This window comes from Halogeometricum rufum, from assembly GCF_900112175.1.
In the GTDB taxonomy this organism is placed as follows: Archaea; Halobacteriota; Halobacteria; order Halobacteriales; family Haloferacaceae; genus Halogeometricum; species Halogeometricum rufum.
In genome coordinates this window covers 1-14325 of the sequence record NZ_FOYT01000006.1, presented here as the reverse complement: position 1 = coordinate 14325, position 14325 = coordinate 1, and the positions used below count along the sequence as shown (strand labels likewise).

General features: G+C 68.2%; 14 protein-coding genes and 1 pseudogene. 9 read left to right on the top strand and 6 right to left on the bottom strand.

Annotated features, from left to right (window positions below):
- Window positions 1–126: 126 nt before the first annotated feature.
- From BM310_RS19405 to BM310_RS19395, 3 genes are all read left to right on the top strand, one after another.
- On the top strand, window positions 127–1707 hold the full coding sequence (locus BM310_RS19405) for a long-chain-fatty-acid--CoA ligase (RefSeq protein ID WP_177232714.1): 1581 nt from the start codon (window positions 127–129) through the stop codon (window positions 1705–1707).
- A complete protein-coding gene (locus tag BM310_RS19400) occupies window positions 1704–2843 on the top strand; it encodes an acyl-CoA dehydrogenase family protein (RefSeq protein ID WP_089810941.1) in 1140 nt (379 codons plus the stop codon). The genes BM310_RS19405 and BM310_RS19400 overlap by 4 nt, the downstream gene beginning before the upstream one ends.
- Window positions 2844–2935: 92 nt before the next feature.
- On the top strand, window positions 2936–3451 hold the full coding sequence (locus BM310_RS19395; protein ID WP_089810939.1) for a winged helix-turn-helix domain-containing protein: 516 nt from the start codon (window positions 2936–2938) through the stop codon (window positions 3449–3451).
- A gap of 22 nt (window positions 3452–3473) precedes the next feature.
- On the opposite strand, the gene BM310_RS19390 is transcribed toward BM310_RS19395, so the two are convergent.
- Window positions 3474–5210, bottom strand: a complete 1737-nt coding sequence (locus BM310_RS19390; RefSeq protein WP_089810937.1) for a TetR family transcriptional regulator — start codon at window positions 5208–5210, stop codon at window positions 3474–3476.
- On the bottom strand, window positions 5203–6018 hold the full coding sequence (locus BM310_RS19385; RefSeq protein ID WP_245778553.1) for an ABC transporter ATP-binding protein: 816 nt from the start codon (window positions 6016–6018) through the stop codon (window positions 5203–5205). The genes BM310_RS19390 and BM310_RS19385 overlap by 8 nt, the downstream gene beginning before the upstream one ends.
- Window positions 6019–6116: 98 nt before the next feature.
- Between BM310_RS19385 and BM310_RS21575 the strand changes: the two genes are divergently transcribed.
- Window positions 6117–6281 carry a hypothetical protein gene (locus BM310_RS21575; protein ID WP_177232713.1) on the top strand — a complete coding sequence of 55 codons (165 nt, stop codon included), beginning with the start codon at window positions 6117–6119 and terminating at the stop codon, window positions 6279–6281.
- Window positions 6281–6991, top strand: coding sequence for a hypothetical protein (locus tag BM310_RS19380; RefSeq protein ID WP_143105194.1), 711 nt, complete (start codon window positions 6281–6283; stop codon window positions 6989–6991). Before BM310_RS21575 ends, BM310_RS19380 begins: the two co-directional genes overlap by 1 nt.
- A 76-nt stretch (window positions 6992–7067) precedes the next feature.
- Here BM310_RS19380 and BM310_RS19375 read toward each other — a convergent pair whose 3' ends face one another.
- Window positions 7068–8132, bottom strand: coding sequence for a phosphotransferase family protein (locus BM310_RS19375; protein ID WP_089810933.1), 1065 nt, complete (start codon window positions 8130–8132; stop codon window positions 7068–7070).
- A 75-nt stretch (window positions 8133–8207) separates the two neighbouring features.
- Here BM310_RS19375 and BM310_RS19370 point away from each other — a divergent pair, with 75 nt between their 5' ends.
- The gene (locus tag BM310_RS19370) at window positions 8208–9422 is read left to right on the top strand and encodes an acyl-CoA dehydrogenase family protein (RefSeq protein ID WP_089810931.1); all 1215 of its coding nucleotides are present in this window, start codon (window positions 8208–8210) and stop codon (window positions 9420–9422) included.
- Window position 9423: 1 nt separating this feature from the next.
- On the opposite strand, the gene BM310_RS19365 is transcribed toward BM310_RS19370, so the two are convergent.
- Both BM310_RS19365 and BM310_RS19360 read right to left on the bottom strand, forming a co-directional pair.
- Window positions 9424–9816: a type II toxin-antitoxin system VapC family toxin gene (locus tag BM310_RS19365; RefSeq protein WP_089810930.1), complete on the bottom strand. Its 393-nt coding sequence runs from the start codon at window positions 9814–9816 to the stop codon at window positions 9424–9426.
- Entirely contained in the window at window positions 9813–10058 is a 246-nt protein-coding gene (locus BM310_RS19360) for an antitoxin VapB family protein (RefSeq protein WP_089810928.1), read from the bottom strand. Before BM310_RS19360 ends, BM310_RS19365 begins: the two co-directional genes overlap by 4 nt.
- Window positions 10059–10210: 152 nt before the next feature.
- On the opposite strand from BM310_RS19360, the gene BM310_RS19355 reads away from it, so the two are divergent.
- Together BM310_RS19355 and BM310_RS19350 are read left to right on the top strand one after the other, a co-directional pair.
- Window positions 10211–10981: an SDR family NAD(P)-dependent oxidoreductase gene (locus BM310_RS19355; RefSeq protein WP_089810926.1), complete on the top strand. Its 771-nt coding sequence runs from the start codon at window positions 10211–10213 to the stop codon at window positions 10979–10981.
- A gap of 381 nt (window positions 10982–11362) precedes the next feature.
- Window positions 11363–12208: an aldo/keto reductase gene (locus BM310_RS19350; RefSeq protein ID WP_089810924.1), complete on the top strand. Its 846-nt coding sequence runs from the start codon at window positions 11363–11365 to the stop codon at window positions 12206–12208.
- Window positions 12209–12352: 144 nt separating this feature from the next.
- Here BM310_RS19350 and BM310_RS19345 read toward each other — a convergent pair whose 3' ends face one another.
- Window positions 12353–12718 (bottom strand): hypothetical protein, encoded by a 366-nt coding sequence (locus BM310_RS19345; protein WP_089810922.1) that lies wholly within the window; start codon window positions 12716–12718, stop codon window positions 12353–12355.
- Window positions 12719–13562: 844 nt separating this feature from the next.
- On the opposite strand from BM310_RS19345, the pseudogene BM310_RS19340 reads away from it, so the two are divergent.
- A pseudogene (locus BM310_RS19340) lies at window positions 13563–14325 on the top strand (thrombospondin type 3 repeat-containing protein); the annotation flags it as partial.

The following is a 14325-nucleotide window of genomic DNA, read 5'->3' as shown; positions in this document are numbered from 1 at the left end:
CGGGCCCCGACCCCGCCGGCCGCGTTCGTTCTAACGGAGTAAACTTCTGCGGGAGAATCGCTGACCGTTGGTAAATCTATGGCGAACACTTTTGGCCTCCGCTTTCGGAATTTCGAACGTTCGACAATGACAAACATGGTTCAGGACATCGCGGCGGCCGTGGAGTCGTATCCGGAGGAGACGGCCGTCGGGTTCCGCGGGCAGGAGTGGAGTTACGAACAGTTGTGGGGGATGACCGGGCAGTTCGCGGCCGGGTTGGCGGACCACGGTATCGGCCCGGGCGACAGAGTCGCCGTCTACCTCCCGAACCTCCCGCAGTTCGTCACCGCCTTCCACGGGACGCTACACGCGGGGGGCATCGTCGTCCCGATGAACCCCCAGTACAAGACGCGGGAGATATCGCACCTGCTCGCCGACAGCGGTGCCACCGTCGTCGTCGCCCTCGCGGACCTCGTGCCGTTCGTGGACGCCGTCCGCGACGACACCGACGTCGAACACGTGGTGAGCGTCGGCGGCGAGGCGGAGGGGGCGATTCCGTTCGAGGAGTTCCTCGCCGACGAACCCGCCGCAGTGGTCGAACGCGACGACGACGACGTGGCGGTCCAGCCGTACACGTCGGGCACGACGGGAAAGCCGAAGGGCGTCCTCCTCACGCATCACAACCTCGCGTGGGACGCGCGGGCGACGGCGAAACTGCTGCCCGGCGGCGTCGACCCCGACGACAAGTTCCTCGGCGTCCTCCCACTCTTCCACATCTACGGGATGACGGTGACGATGATAGCCACCCTGTTCGAGGGCGGCGGCTACTACCCCCTCCCCGCGTGGGACGCCGAGGACACCCTGTCGGCCATCGAAGCCGAGCAGTTGACCGTGATGCACGGCGTCCCCGCGATGTTCAACGACCTGATAAACTTCGACGGCGCGGACGACTACGACATCTCGTCGATTCGCTTCGCGAACTCCGGCGGGAGCAGTCTCCCCATCGAGGTGATGCGACAGTTCGAGGAGACGTTCGACGTGGAACTGTACGAGGGGTACGGCCTGACGGAGACCAGTCCGGTGACGCACGCGAACTACCCCGGTGCGCGCCGTCCCGGCAGCATCGGCAAGCCCCTCGACGGACTGGAGGCTCGCATCGTCGACGACGACTTCGAGGACGTGCCGCCCGTCGCGGAGGGGCCGGTGGACGAGGAGACGGTCGACTTAGACGAGATTACGGGCGAACTGGTCATCCACGGGCCGAACGTGATGCAGGGGTACTACGGCCTGCCGGAGGCGAACGAGGAGGCGTTCACCGAAGCGGACGGCAAGCGGTGGTTCCACACCGGCGACGTGGGCTACCGCGACGAGGACGACTTCTACTACGTCGTGGACCGCGAGAAGCACATGATCGTCACCGGCGGCTACAACGTCTACCCGCGGGAGGTGGAGGAACTCCTCTTCGAACACCCCGCCATCGCGGACGCGGCGGTGGTCGGCATCCCGGACGAACGCCGCGGCGAGACCGTGAAGGCGTTCGTCGTCCCCGTTCCGGACGCCGACCTGACGCCCGACGACGTGCGGGAATACTGCCTCGAGAACCTCGCGGAGTACAAACACCCCCGCGAGGTGGCGTTCATCGACGAACTGCCGCGGACGACGACGGGCAAGGTCCAGAAGTTCGAACTGCGCGAACGCGAGGCGGACGCCGGAGGTGACAGCGAATGAGTTTCCAACTGAACGACGAGCAACGGGCGATTCGCGAGATGGTACGGGAGTTCGGCGAGAACGAGATACGGCCCGTCGCCCGCGAACACGACGAGGAACGGAAGTACCCCCACGACCTGATCGAGGAGGCGGCGAAGTACGACCTCGTCGCGCCCAACATCCCCGAGGAGTACGGCGGGCCCGGGATGGACACGCTGTCGTCCGTCGTCGTCACCGAGGAACTGTGGCGCGCCGACCCCGGCATCGGGAGCGCAATCGGGTCCCGCGGGTTCGGCACGACGATGATACAGCAGTTCGGCGACGACTGGATGAAAGAGGAGTGGTTACCGAAGGTCGCCTCGGGCGACGCCGCGACCTGTTCGTGCATCTCCGAACCGGCTCACGGGTCCGACGTGGCCGGTATCGAGACGCGCGCGGAGGAAGCGGACGGCGGGTACGTCCTCGACGGGACGAAGATGTGGATAACGAACGGCACCGTCGCCGACGTGGCCGTCGTGATGGCGAAGACGACGCCGGGCGAACGCCACCGCGGCATCACGGCGTTCCTCGTCCCCACGGACCTCGAGGGGTTCGAGACGACGCCCATCAAGAACAAACTCGGCATCCGCGCCTCCGACCTCGCCGAAGTCGTCCTCGACGACGTGTACGTGCCGGAGGAGAACGTCATCGGCGCGGTGGACCAGGGGTTCTACCAACTGATGGCGTTCTTCGCCGACGGCCGGGTCAGCGTCGCCGCGCAGGCCGTCGGCGTCGCGCAGGCGGCGGTGGACGCGGCGGTCGAGTACGCCAACGAACGCGAGCAGGGCGGACAGAAGATAGCCGAGTACCAGGCCATCAGCCACAAGCTAGCCGAGATGGCGACTGACGTGGAGGCGGCCCGGTCGCTGACGTACCGCGCGGCCACGCACGTCGAGAGTGGCGACGATCAGACCGCCGCCAAGTTCGCCAGCATGGCGAAACTGTTCGCCAGCGAACGCGCCGTCGACGTGGCCGACGAGGGCATCCAGGTCCACGGCGGCGCGGGATTCGTCACGGACCACCCCGCAGAGCGGTTCTACCGCGACGCCCGCATCACCAAGATATACGAGGGGACCAGCGAGATTCAGAAGAACATCGTCGCGGACCAGATACTCTGAGCGGCGCCGGTGCGCGCCGCGCCGCCACTCGAATCGGATCGGACGGCGGACCGAAAGCGACACCACACACGACCGAAATCACGGAGACACAGATGGACGACGACGCCCCCGACTGGACGTTCAAGGAACGCGACACGGTCATCCTCCGCGAGTTGGCGGCGGACCCGCAGCGTTCCTCGCGGGAGTTGACCCGGATTCTCGCGGAGAAGCACGACATCGACGTGTCCCACGTCACCATCTCGGAGACGATACGCCGGATGCGCGAGGAGGGGGTCTTTCGGGAGGCTATCGTGCCGAACGAGGAGTACTTCACGTTCGCGCTGTTCGAGTTCAAGTTCAACCCCGAACACTTCGCCGACGAGTGGCACGACGCGATGGTCCACATCCGCGACGACCCGCACACGCTGTTTTACTTCCTCTCGGACGGCGAGTACCAGTGGAAGTCCGTGATGATGTTCGAGTCGGCGCAGGCGCAGTCGCAGTGGATTCACGAGTTCTACAAGCGCCACGGCAAGGTGGTCTCGAACCTCCGGAACTCCGTGGTACACAACGTCTTGAAGTTCCACACCGACCCGGAACTGCTCTCGCGCCTCGGCCGCGAGGAGTGACCGCGGCCGCAGGAGCGCGCGTTCAGGTCGGCTCGTAGCTCCGGACGCGGTGAATCGCGGTTCGGTAGCCCGTGAGTGCGACGAGGACGCCCGCGAGGACGAGGAGCGAGACGACGCTCGCTCTGAGCGTCGCCGGCGGCACGCCCGCCACGCCGGAGACGGCGGCGACGACGCCCGACGCCGGTGCCGGCGCGGCGACGAGGAGGGCGAGGAGGCCGGACGGGACGACGACGGCGACGCCGTGAGCGAGGACGGCGAGCGTCCGGGGCGGGAGCACGTCGCCGCTCCGGCCGACGCTGACGGCGCTGAACCGGGGGAGGTAGACGCCGACGGCCGCGCCGGCGGGCGCGGCGACCAGCGTGACGAACCCCGCGCTCACCGCCAGTCCGGCGGCGACGGGGAGCGCTCGGCCGCCGGCGACGGCGGCGACGCCGGTGAGGACGACGGCTATCGGCGCGCCGTAGACGACGCCCGGCAGGAGGACGCCGCGGACGAACTGCCGCGGCGTCGCGGCGACGAGCGTTATCGGGAGCACGTTCCCCTCGTCGCCGAGGGGGTTGAGCGTCGTCGCCGCGCCGAGTCCCCATGGGAGGAACGCCGCGCAGAGAAGCGGGAGGGTCGAGAGGACGTTCGACAGCGACCCGGTTCCGGCCAGCGTGCCCGCGAAGACGAACAGCGGCGTCAGGAGGAACGTGAGTCGCCGCGGGTCCCGGCGGGCGCGCAGGAGCGTCATCTCCGCGACGCGACGCGTCGGCAGGTCGACGCGCGCCGGAAACGCGAACGGCGAGACGGCGGCGCTCAGGCCGGACCACGCGGACGACCCGCCGTCCGAACCGCCCGTCACGGCGCCGGGCGAGGGGGCGGATGCCGACGCCGCGTCGTCGCCCGTCGCCGACGGGTCGACGGCCGCTTCGAACCACAGCGCCGACGCCTCGCGTTCGAGGAGGGCACCGCCGACGACGAGGACGCCGACGGCGCCGACGAACGCGCCCGCCGCGCGCGGCGGCGACCCGGTCACCGGCGTCGCCACGCCCGTCAGGTCGGCGAACCAGCCCATCGGGAGCCACGCGAACGCCGCCCGGTCGAGGCCGACGAGTTCGGGCGCCTGGAAGGCGAAGAACGCGCCCATGGCGACGATGACGACGGGGACGCCGAGCGCCGTCTTGTGCCGGGCGACGAACGGCGAGGTGGCGAGGAGGAGGGCGACGCCGTAGCCGACGAGCGACCCGGCGACGACGGCCGAGAGGACGGCGAGGAGGACGACGAGAGGGACGACGACGAGGAGCGCGAACGAACCGAGCGCGTACGCCGACAGCGCCGTCACGACCAGCACGGGCGGCGTCGCGTACGAGAGGACGCGGAGCGTCTCGGCCAGCGCCAGACCCAGGACGACGCTCCGCGTGGAGGCGGCCGTCAGGAGGAGCGACTCCGCCTCGGGCCGCGGGCGGGTGGAGACGACGCGCTGAGCGACGAGGAAGACGACGAACGACCAGAACATGGCGACGCCGCCCCGCGCCGCGTCGGAGACGGGGACCGAGTCGACGGAGACCGACCCCACCAGCAGAGCGCCGAGGAGGAGGAACATCGCCGTCGGGAACAGCGTTCCGAGGACGGTGAGGACGAACCGACCCGTGCTCTCGCGGAGGCCGCGGACCGACCGCCAGAACTCGAAGCGGCCGACGCGGACGGCGTTCGACGCCCACCCCGGTTCGGACGCCACCGCACCGGAGTCGGGCGCGCGTCCACCCGACTCAGACATCGGGCGTCGTCTCCTCCTCCGCTAGCCCGGTCGTCCCGTCCGGGTCGGACGCCGTCGCGGCCGACTCGGCCGACGCCGTCGGGTCGGCGCTCGTCACGTCGAGGAAGGCGTCTTCGAGCGTCCCGCCGCCGCTCTCGGCCCGCGAGACGAGTTCGGCGGGCGAGCCCTCGGCGACGAGCGACCCCTCGTAGAGGATGCCGACGGTGTCGGCCACCTCCTCGACGACGGGGAGGATGTGCGTCGAGAGGAACACCGTCGTCCCGCCGTCCGCGAGTCGCTGGATGCGGTCGCGGAGCGTCCGGGCCGCCCGCGGGTCGAGCCCGGACGTCGGTTCGTCGAGGAAGACGACGGGCGGGTCGTGCAGCACCGTCTGGACGTACGCCACCTTCTGTCGCATGCCCTTCGAGAAGTCGGCGATGCGGTCCGACGGGCCCACGTCGAGTCCGAGGGCGTCGAACAACTCCTCGCCGCGGGCGCGGACCGCGTCGGCGTCGATGCCGCGGAGTCCGCCGACGTACTCCAGTTGCTCGAACGCCGTCGCCTGTTCGTACAGTGGGGGCTCCTCGGGCAGGTAGCCGATTCGCGGGCGGAGGGCGTCCCGGTCCGTGACGGACGCGCCGCCGACGGTGGCGACGCCGTCGGTCGGACGCGACAGGCCCGTGAGCATCCGCATCGTCGTCGTCTTCCCCGCGCCGTTCGGCCCGAGGAAGCCGTAGACCGCTCCCTCCGGGATGGAGAGCGAGAGGTCGTCGACGGCGAGCGTGTCTCCGAAGCGCTTCGAGAGGTCGGTGGCGTCGATTGCGGACATGATGGAGGGCGTGGGTACCCGGAACTTGATAGACGCGTCACAAATGCGTTGCGTCGTCGCCGCACGTTTCACGTCGGAGGAGGCAGAAGGGGCGGACGATGCCCTCCCAGAGACAGGCGACGACGCCGGGGACGCGGACGGCCGACGCGCCGACGTTCGGAACGCCGGCACTCGGAACGCCGACGCGCGGAACGCCGGCCAATCGCCCGCACGACCGCCGTTCGGCCGTCGCGCGGACGCGGCGCGGAGGTGGTCGGGCGTGATGCTCGACGCGACGATGGTGTTCGGCTGGTTCATGCTCCTCGTCGGGTCCGTCGTCGCCGGCGTCAGCGCCCTGCACGCGCGTCGGAGCGCCAGCGTCCTGTTCGCCGACGAGACGACGGGCGCGCCGGGCGACACGGTCCGAATCGAGGGAACGGTCGCCGCGGACGGGGACACCGTCGTCGCCCCGTTCACCGGCCGCGACTGCGTCGCCGTCGAGTTCGACGAGGAGGAACGCCGCCTCGGCACCGCCTACCTCCCCGAGTGGATTCGCGTCGACGGCGGCCGCCGCCTGACCTCGTTCACCCTCGTGACCGACGCGGGCGACGAGGTGGCGGTGGACGGCGACGCAGTCGTCAGCCTCGACGCGTCGTCGTCGCGGCGGGTCGGCGCGGACGAGACGCCGCCGGACCCCATCGCTGACTACCGGCGGGGGCGCGAGGGGACCGCGGCGGCGTACCGGTCCGACGTCCCCGCCCTCGCCCGGCAGTTCGGACTGGGGGACCGGCGCTATCTCGAACGCCGCCTCGACGTCGGCGACGAGGTGACCGTCGTCGGGCGGTTGACGAGCGACCCGGGGCGAATCGAACCGACCGTCGTCTCGGACGCGTCGCCGCTTCGGACGGCGACCCGACTGGGCCGGCAGTCGGTCGTCGGCGGCGCCATCGGCGCGTTCAGCGTCACGCTCGGACTCGCGTTGCTCCTGCTCTGAGACACGCGAGCGTCGACAGGGACACGGTTTCGGAGACGTGACCGGTCCGCGGCGGCGACGCCTCGTCGGCGGCGGCCTACAGCGGTTCGTCGCCGTCGACGATGCGCTTGGCGCGGTCCGCCAGCGCCGGGACGCGGTCCCGCATCTTCGGGTACATCGGGTCGTCGCTGTTGCCCTCCAGATACCGCCGGAAGAACATCTCGCCGAGGGCGGCCAGTTTGTAGACGGCCAGCGCGCGGTAGAACCGCTGGTGTTCGAAGTCGATTCCCGTCCGCTCCTCGTAGCGCGCGACGAGTTCCCGCCGCGTCGGGTAGCCCGGACGCTCCATGAACGTCGTCTCCAGTTCCGGAATCGCCGGGTCGGGGTCCTTCGGGTCACGCCAGTACGACAGCATCCAACCGAGGTCCGCGCGCGGGTCGCCGAGCGTGCTCATCTCCCAGTCGAAGACGGCGACGAGGTCCGGCGGCGTCCCCGGCGCGTACATCACGTTGTCGAGTTTGTAGTCGCCGTGGACCAGCGTCTCGGGATGGCGTTCGGGGGCGTTCTCGTCCAGCCAGTCGCCCACCTCCCGCAGGACGGGGACCGACCGCTCGTCGGCCGTCCGTTCGAACGCCCACGCGAGTTGCTTGCCCCAGCGGTCGACCTGTCTGCGGGTGTAGCCCGGCGCGTGGCCGAACTCGCCCAGTCCGACCGCGCCGGGGTCGACTTCGTGTATCTCCGCCAGCGTGTCCACGAGTTCGTACCCGACGCGTTCGCGCGCCGCCGTCTCGGCGAACCGCTCCGGTTCCGCGTCGCGGAGGACGTCGCCCTCGACGCGCGCCATGACGTAGAAGTCGCTTCCGACGACGTCGTGGTCCTCGCACCCGAGTACCGTCTCGGGGACGGGTACCGGCGTCTCCTGCAGGGCGTCCATCACGCGGTACTCGCGGAGGACGTCGTGGGCCGTCTCGGCCGTCTCGCCCGGCGGCGGACGGCGGAGGACCAACTCGCGAGACCCCCACGTGAGGAACAGCGTCTCGTTCGAGTGGCCCGCCGGGTGTCGCTCCACGTCGAACCGCGATGCCGGGCCGAGTTCGGCTTCGAGGTAGGCGCGGAGGGCGTCTTCGTCCACGAGTCGCCGGAAGTACGCGTCGTCGGTCACGGTGTTTCAGCTCCGCTACCAAAGATAAGCCCAGTCCGGAAATAGATTTACACCGTTCGATTGTGAGAGTCGCGTATGGAGTACGACGACACCGAGGCGGCGCGGGAACTCGCGGGGCGGGTCCGGGAGTTCGTGGACGACTGTGTCATCCCGGTCGAACGCGACTACCTCGGCGACGGCCCGGTGCCCGACGAGGAGATAGCGGCCCTCCGCGAGGAGGCGCGCGAGCGAGACCTGTACGCGCCGCAGATACCCGAGGAGTACGGCGGGCAGGGGTTGAACTTCCGCGACGTGCTCCCGGCGTTCGAGGAGGCGGGACGGAGCCTCCTCGGCCCGTCGGCGATGCGCATCGCCGCGCCGGACGAGGGGAACATGCACACGCTCGAACTCGTCGGCACCGAGGCGCAGAAAGAGGAGTACCTCCGGCCACTCGCGGCGGGCGAGATTCGGTCGGGGTTCTCGATGACCGAACCCGTGCAGGGCGGCGGGTCGGACCCGAAGATGCTCCGGACCGAGGCGCGAAAGGAGGGCGACGAGTGGGTCATCGACGGCCACAAGTGGTGGACGACGCAGGGGAGCGAGGCGGACGTGCTCATCGTGATGGCCCGCACGGACCCCGACGCGCACCCGTACGAGGGGACGTCGCTGTTTCTGGTCCCCGCGGACACGGCGGGCGTCGAAATCGTCCGCGACGTCCCGCACGTCGGCGGCGAACTGCTGGGGTCCAGCCACGCCGAGATTCGCTACGAGGACGTGCGCGTCCCCGCGGAGAACCTGCTGGGCGAGGAGAACCGGGGGTTCGCGCACGCCCAGCAACGCCTCGGCCCGGCGCGCCTGACCCACTGCATGCGCTACACCGGGATGGCGGCGCGTTCGCTGGAGGTGGCGAAAGCCTACACCGCGGAGCGAGAGGCGTTCGACTCGACGCTGTCGGAGAAGCAGTCCGTGCGGTTCACCGTCGCCGAGGCGGAGACGCGCCTGCACGCCGTCCGGACGATGGTTCGGGACGCCGCCGCGCGCATCGCCGCGGGCGAGGAGGCGCGCGTCCCCGTCTCGATGTCGAAGGTGTTCGCGGCGAACGTCGTCCAAGAGGTGATAGACGACTGCCTGCAACTGTGCGGCGGCAACGGCATCGGCAAGGACCTTCCGCTGGCGGACTTCTACGAGGACGTGCGCGCGTTCCGTCTCATCGACGGCGCCGACGAGGTGCACAAGCGCGTCGTCGCGCGCGACTCCTTCCGCGACGTGGACCCGTCCGCCATCGAAGGCATCACGCGGTACGGGGAGTAACTCAGCAGGACTCGACGTCGAGTTCGTCGATTCGCCGGAAGTGCGTGACGTTCTCGGTGAGAACGGGTTCCTCGTGAACGAGTGCCGTCGCTGCGATGACGGTGTCGCCGATTCCGATTTCGCGGCCCTCGCCGGTCAGTCGTCCGTCGAGACGGCCTGCTTTCTTCATCACGGTGCCGTCTGCGGGGTAGATCGGCTTCGAGTCGAGTACCGTCTCGATACGCCGCCGCCGTTCCTCCGGGGCGTTCACTCGTTCGACGCTATGGTACAGTTCGAACAACGTCATCGCCGAGAGTGCGAGCGGAACGTGTTGGTTCTCTAACTCCCTGACTTTCTCGATCGTGCGGTCGCCGCCCTGCATCAACCGAATCAGGACGTTCGTGTCGACTATCACGGGTCCATCTCGTCTACGAGTCTATCGAGGCGGGCACGCGAGTCCTCCTCTCGTTCCCGAATCGCATCGCGCATCGCGTCTGCCTCCTCGTCGGAGAGGACACCCACTAGATCGAGGAGCGACCGTTCTCCGGCGATTCGAGCGACGGTGTCCGAAAACGACTCCCCCTCCCGCTTGCGCATCTTGAGTCGCTGGTACGCGTCTTCGGTGAGCCGGACGTTTCGATACTCTGTCTCGCCCATGCACACAGTTGTGCGCAAGGTCGGATAAAGATTTCCGGGGGGATGGTCGGTCGCGTTTTTTACGTTGCTAACTCCAGCAGAGGTTTGATTAACGATGCACGAGAGTAGAGAGACAGCATGACGACAGAGACAGCGGAGACGGAGGCGGCGCGATGACGGACCGATTCGGCGTCGCCGGCCAGACGGCCATCGTGACGGGGGCGTCCAGCGGCATCGGCAAGACCATCGCCGAACGCTTCGCCGCCGAGGGCGCGGACGTGGTGGTCTGCTCGCGCGAACAGGAGAACGTGGACCCCGTCGCCGAGGAGATAAACGAGGGCGACGGCGGCCGCGCGTTGGCCGTCGAGTGCGACGTGACCGACCGGGACGCCGTGGAGGCACTCGTCGAGGCCACCGTCGAGGAGTTCGGCGGACTCGACTGTCTCGTGAACAACGCGGGCGCGTCGTTCATGGCGTCGTTCGACGACATCTCCGAGAACGGGTGGGAGACCATCGTCGGAATCAACCTCACGGGGACGTACCACTGCACGCAGGTCGCCGGCGAGTATCTGAAGGAGGGCGGCGGGACGGTCATCAACTTCGCCAGCGTCGCCGGGACGCAGGGGTCGCCGATGATGAGTCACTACGGCGCGGCGAAGGCCGGCGTCGTCAACCTCACCACCAGTCTGTCCTACGAGTGGGCCGGCGACGACGTGCGCGTGAACTGCATCGCTCCCGGATTCGTCGCCACGCCGGGCGTGGAGTCGCAGATGGGCGTCTCCGCCGACAACATCGACCGCGAGGAGGTCCAGCGTCGCATCGGGACGACCGAGGAGATAGCCGACCTCGCGCAGTTCCTCGCCTCGCCCGCCTCGTCGTACGTCGTCGGCGAGACGATAGTGGCGCAGGGCGTCCCGCAGGTGATGGAGACGCCCGAGGTCTGAGCGGAGTCGCGCGACACGCGGTCACCGCCGCACTTCTACGTACTCGAACGCCGGGAGCGGCGTCTCTCGGCGATTCGAACGAACGACGAGGGTATTCGCCCCGAAACACCCGGTTCGACGTGGCCGTCGCTCGGCGCGTTCTCCGATGAAATTGAGGAAGGGACGACAGTCGGCGTTCGCGTCAAGTACCCCTACCCGGCGCGCCCGCGGACCGTCGCCCTGTTACCGTACCCGAAAGTACGCGAGATTGGGTAAAAGTCTTGTGTCGTGTCTGCCGTTTGTCTGACGGACAGGAGGCGTCTCGCGGGCGAATTCGTGTGAATCGGTCTCAAGGTTCCGGTGCCGGTCCGTTTAGGCATCTGCCGGCCGTCGACCGGAACGATGCTTCAGAACGAGAGCGATACGTTCGACATCGGCGGCGAACTGACGGTCCACCGCCTCGGCTTCGGGGCGATGCGCGTCACGGGCGAGGACATCATCGGCGAACCCGACGACGTGGAGAACGCGGAACGGGTCCTCCAGACGGCGGTGGGCCTCGGCGTGGACTTCATCGACACCGCGGACTCCTACGGACCGGGCGTGAGCGAACGTCTCATCCGGGACGCCCTCGCGCCGTATCCTGACGACCTGGTCGTCGCCACGAAGGGCGGACTCCTGCGCAACCGCGACGGCGACTGGCTTCCGCACGGCGACCCCGACTACCTCCGCAACGCCCACCTCTGCAGTCTGGACCGACTCGGTGTGGACAGCATCGACCTCTACCAGTTCCACCGGCCCGACCCGGACGTGGACTTCGAGGAGTCGGTGACGGCGCTGGCCGAACTGAAGGACGAGGGCGTGATAGGACACGTCGGACTCAGCAACGTGAGCGTCGAGCAGTTGGAGACGGCCCGCGACATCGTGGACGTGGCGACGGTTCAGAACCAGTTCAACCTCACAGACCGCGAGGACGACGACGTGCTGGCGGCCTGCGAGGACTACGACATCGGGTTCATCCCGTGGTACCCCCTCGCGGCCGGTGACCTCGGGGCGAAGGCGGACGTCCTCGACTCCGTCGCCGCGAACCACGACGCGACCGAGTACCAGGTGATGCTCGCGTGGTTGCTGCAGCGCTCGCCGGTGACGCTGCCGATTCCGGGCACGTCGAGCGTCGAACACCTGAAGCAGAACGTCGCCGCGTCGCACCTCGAACTCACGGACGACGAGATGGCGCGACTCGACGAGTGAGCGGTCGACGGCGCGCGGCGTCGGGGCGATAGCCGACGCTGGATGTCGTCGGCGGTTCGAAGAAAAGTAACCGTCGTGAGGGCCGAATCACCGAACGCGGGGAGTCACACGCGTGCGTTCGATGACCGAGTCGAGTGTCGTCCGTTACGCTTCCGTCTCGGTCTCGGACGTCTCGTTCGTCATCGTCTCGTTCTCGGTCGTCTCGTTACCGAGCGTCGAGTTCTCGGACGTCTCTTCGAGGGAACTCTCCGTCGTCTCTTCTTCGGTCATCCCCTCTTCGGTCATCTCTTCCTCGGTCGTCTCCATCGAGGACTCTTCAGTCGTCTCCATCGAGGACTCCTCGGTGGCCATCTCGCTCGTCTCTTCCATCTCGGTCACCGTGTCTTCGTCGACCGTACTTTCGCCCGCGGCTGTACCGTTCTCCGTGCTCGCACCGCTGGAACCCGAGCACCCTGCGAAGAGCAGGAGCGCTGCGACGAGTCCAGCAGCCAGGATCTTTCGATCTACCATCGATTCGGCAGACAGCCGTGAGGGATAAAGGCACCAGTACCCGTTGCGTCCGGTTTCATCGTTCCAGCCAAAATAAGCAGAAACAAGCTATCTTAGGCGGTTCCAAACCACATGGCTCCCACTAAGGCTTTCGTTTTGGAATGAGAGTGCCGAGCGGCTCGGCGCGTGAGTACGAGAGAAACGCGGCCCGGACGCGACGTCCGGGCACCGGGGCACGACCACGGAGACGCCTTGGGGATGCGACGTACCGTGGTGCGCCGATGCGCGGTCGGACGAACGCGATGAGTCGCTGGGGATGCGACGGGTTCGACCCCCGCGGATGCGGGATGGGAGCGCCGTCGTGGGGAGTACGGCGGGGGAGCGGGGGTCGTCGCCGGTGCCCGGAGTGGGGTCCTCCGTACCGGCGAGTCGTCCGGAACCGCGTGTCTGTCACCTGACGATGGCCTGGACCCTCAGACGGAGACGGCACGGCGGGGAGGGTGCCGTCCGCCGTCGGTCGAGCGTCCGTGGGATGCCATCGACTACTCAAACTGGCGGGACGGGTAAAGACGGTAGTGCTCGTTCCGATTACTTCCACCGTTTCACGACTGTTCCGTCCGCGAGACCGCCGTTAACGGATTAGAAAAGAGAACTGTTTCAGCGCGGCGACTTCGTTCGAACGAGACGCTTCGCGAGCGGGCCTCCAGCGTCAGAACAGCCGTCAACAGTCCACACACCTACCAGTCGTTTGTCTTGAATTTCTTCAGAATTTCACCGTTTTAGCGTCATATTATCCCGATATACCGACACGAGCCAGTAAGTTTTTGAGTGAAACGTGTAGACTATACGTACGACAGGAATCGACATGTCCGCAACCGCACTCCGTTCCGCTCTCTCGTTCGTCGTGGCCGCCCTCGTCCTCGTGGGCGCAGTCGGTGCGCCGGTCGCGGCCGCCTCCGGCGTGACGGTCACCACGGAGACCGTCGCGACCATCGACGGCACCGCGTACGTCTGGCAGTCGTCACCCACCGAGATGCGCGTCCAGACGTCGCAGCCGGTCTCGGCCACCGCGTCGGTCTGCATCGGTGCCGAGGGCGGGAACACGTCTACCGCGTGCACGCCCGGGAACGGGACGACCACGACGACGCTCTCGGTGTCGAACTGGCCGGCCGACGCCACGGGACCCCAGACCGTCTACGTGAACGGGTCCGACGGAGAGACGGTCGTCTCGAAGGGCGCGGTGTTCGTGATGACGAAGGGCGGTGACGTGGACGGCGACGGCCTCACGAACGAGGCGGAGGTGAACGGCGAGACGGGGTTCCGGACCGCCGACACCGACGGTGACGGCCTCAACGACGGCGAAGAGGTCAACACGCACGGGACCGACCCGACGGAGTCCGACTCCGACGCCGACGGACTCGGCGACTCGCTGGAGGTGTCGACCTACAACACGAACCCGACGGAGGCGGACACGGACGGTGACGGTCTCAGCGACGGCGCGGAGGTGAACCAGCACTCCACCTCGCCGGTGAAGGCCGACACCGACGACGACGGCCTCTCGGACGCGGCCGAGATTCGGACGTACGGGACGAACCCGAACAAGGCCGACACCGACGGCGACGGCCTCA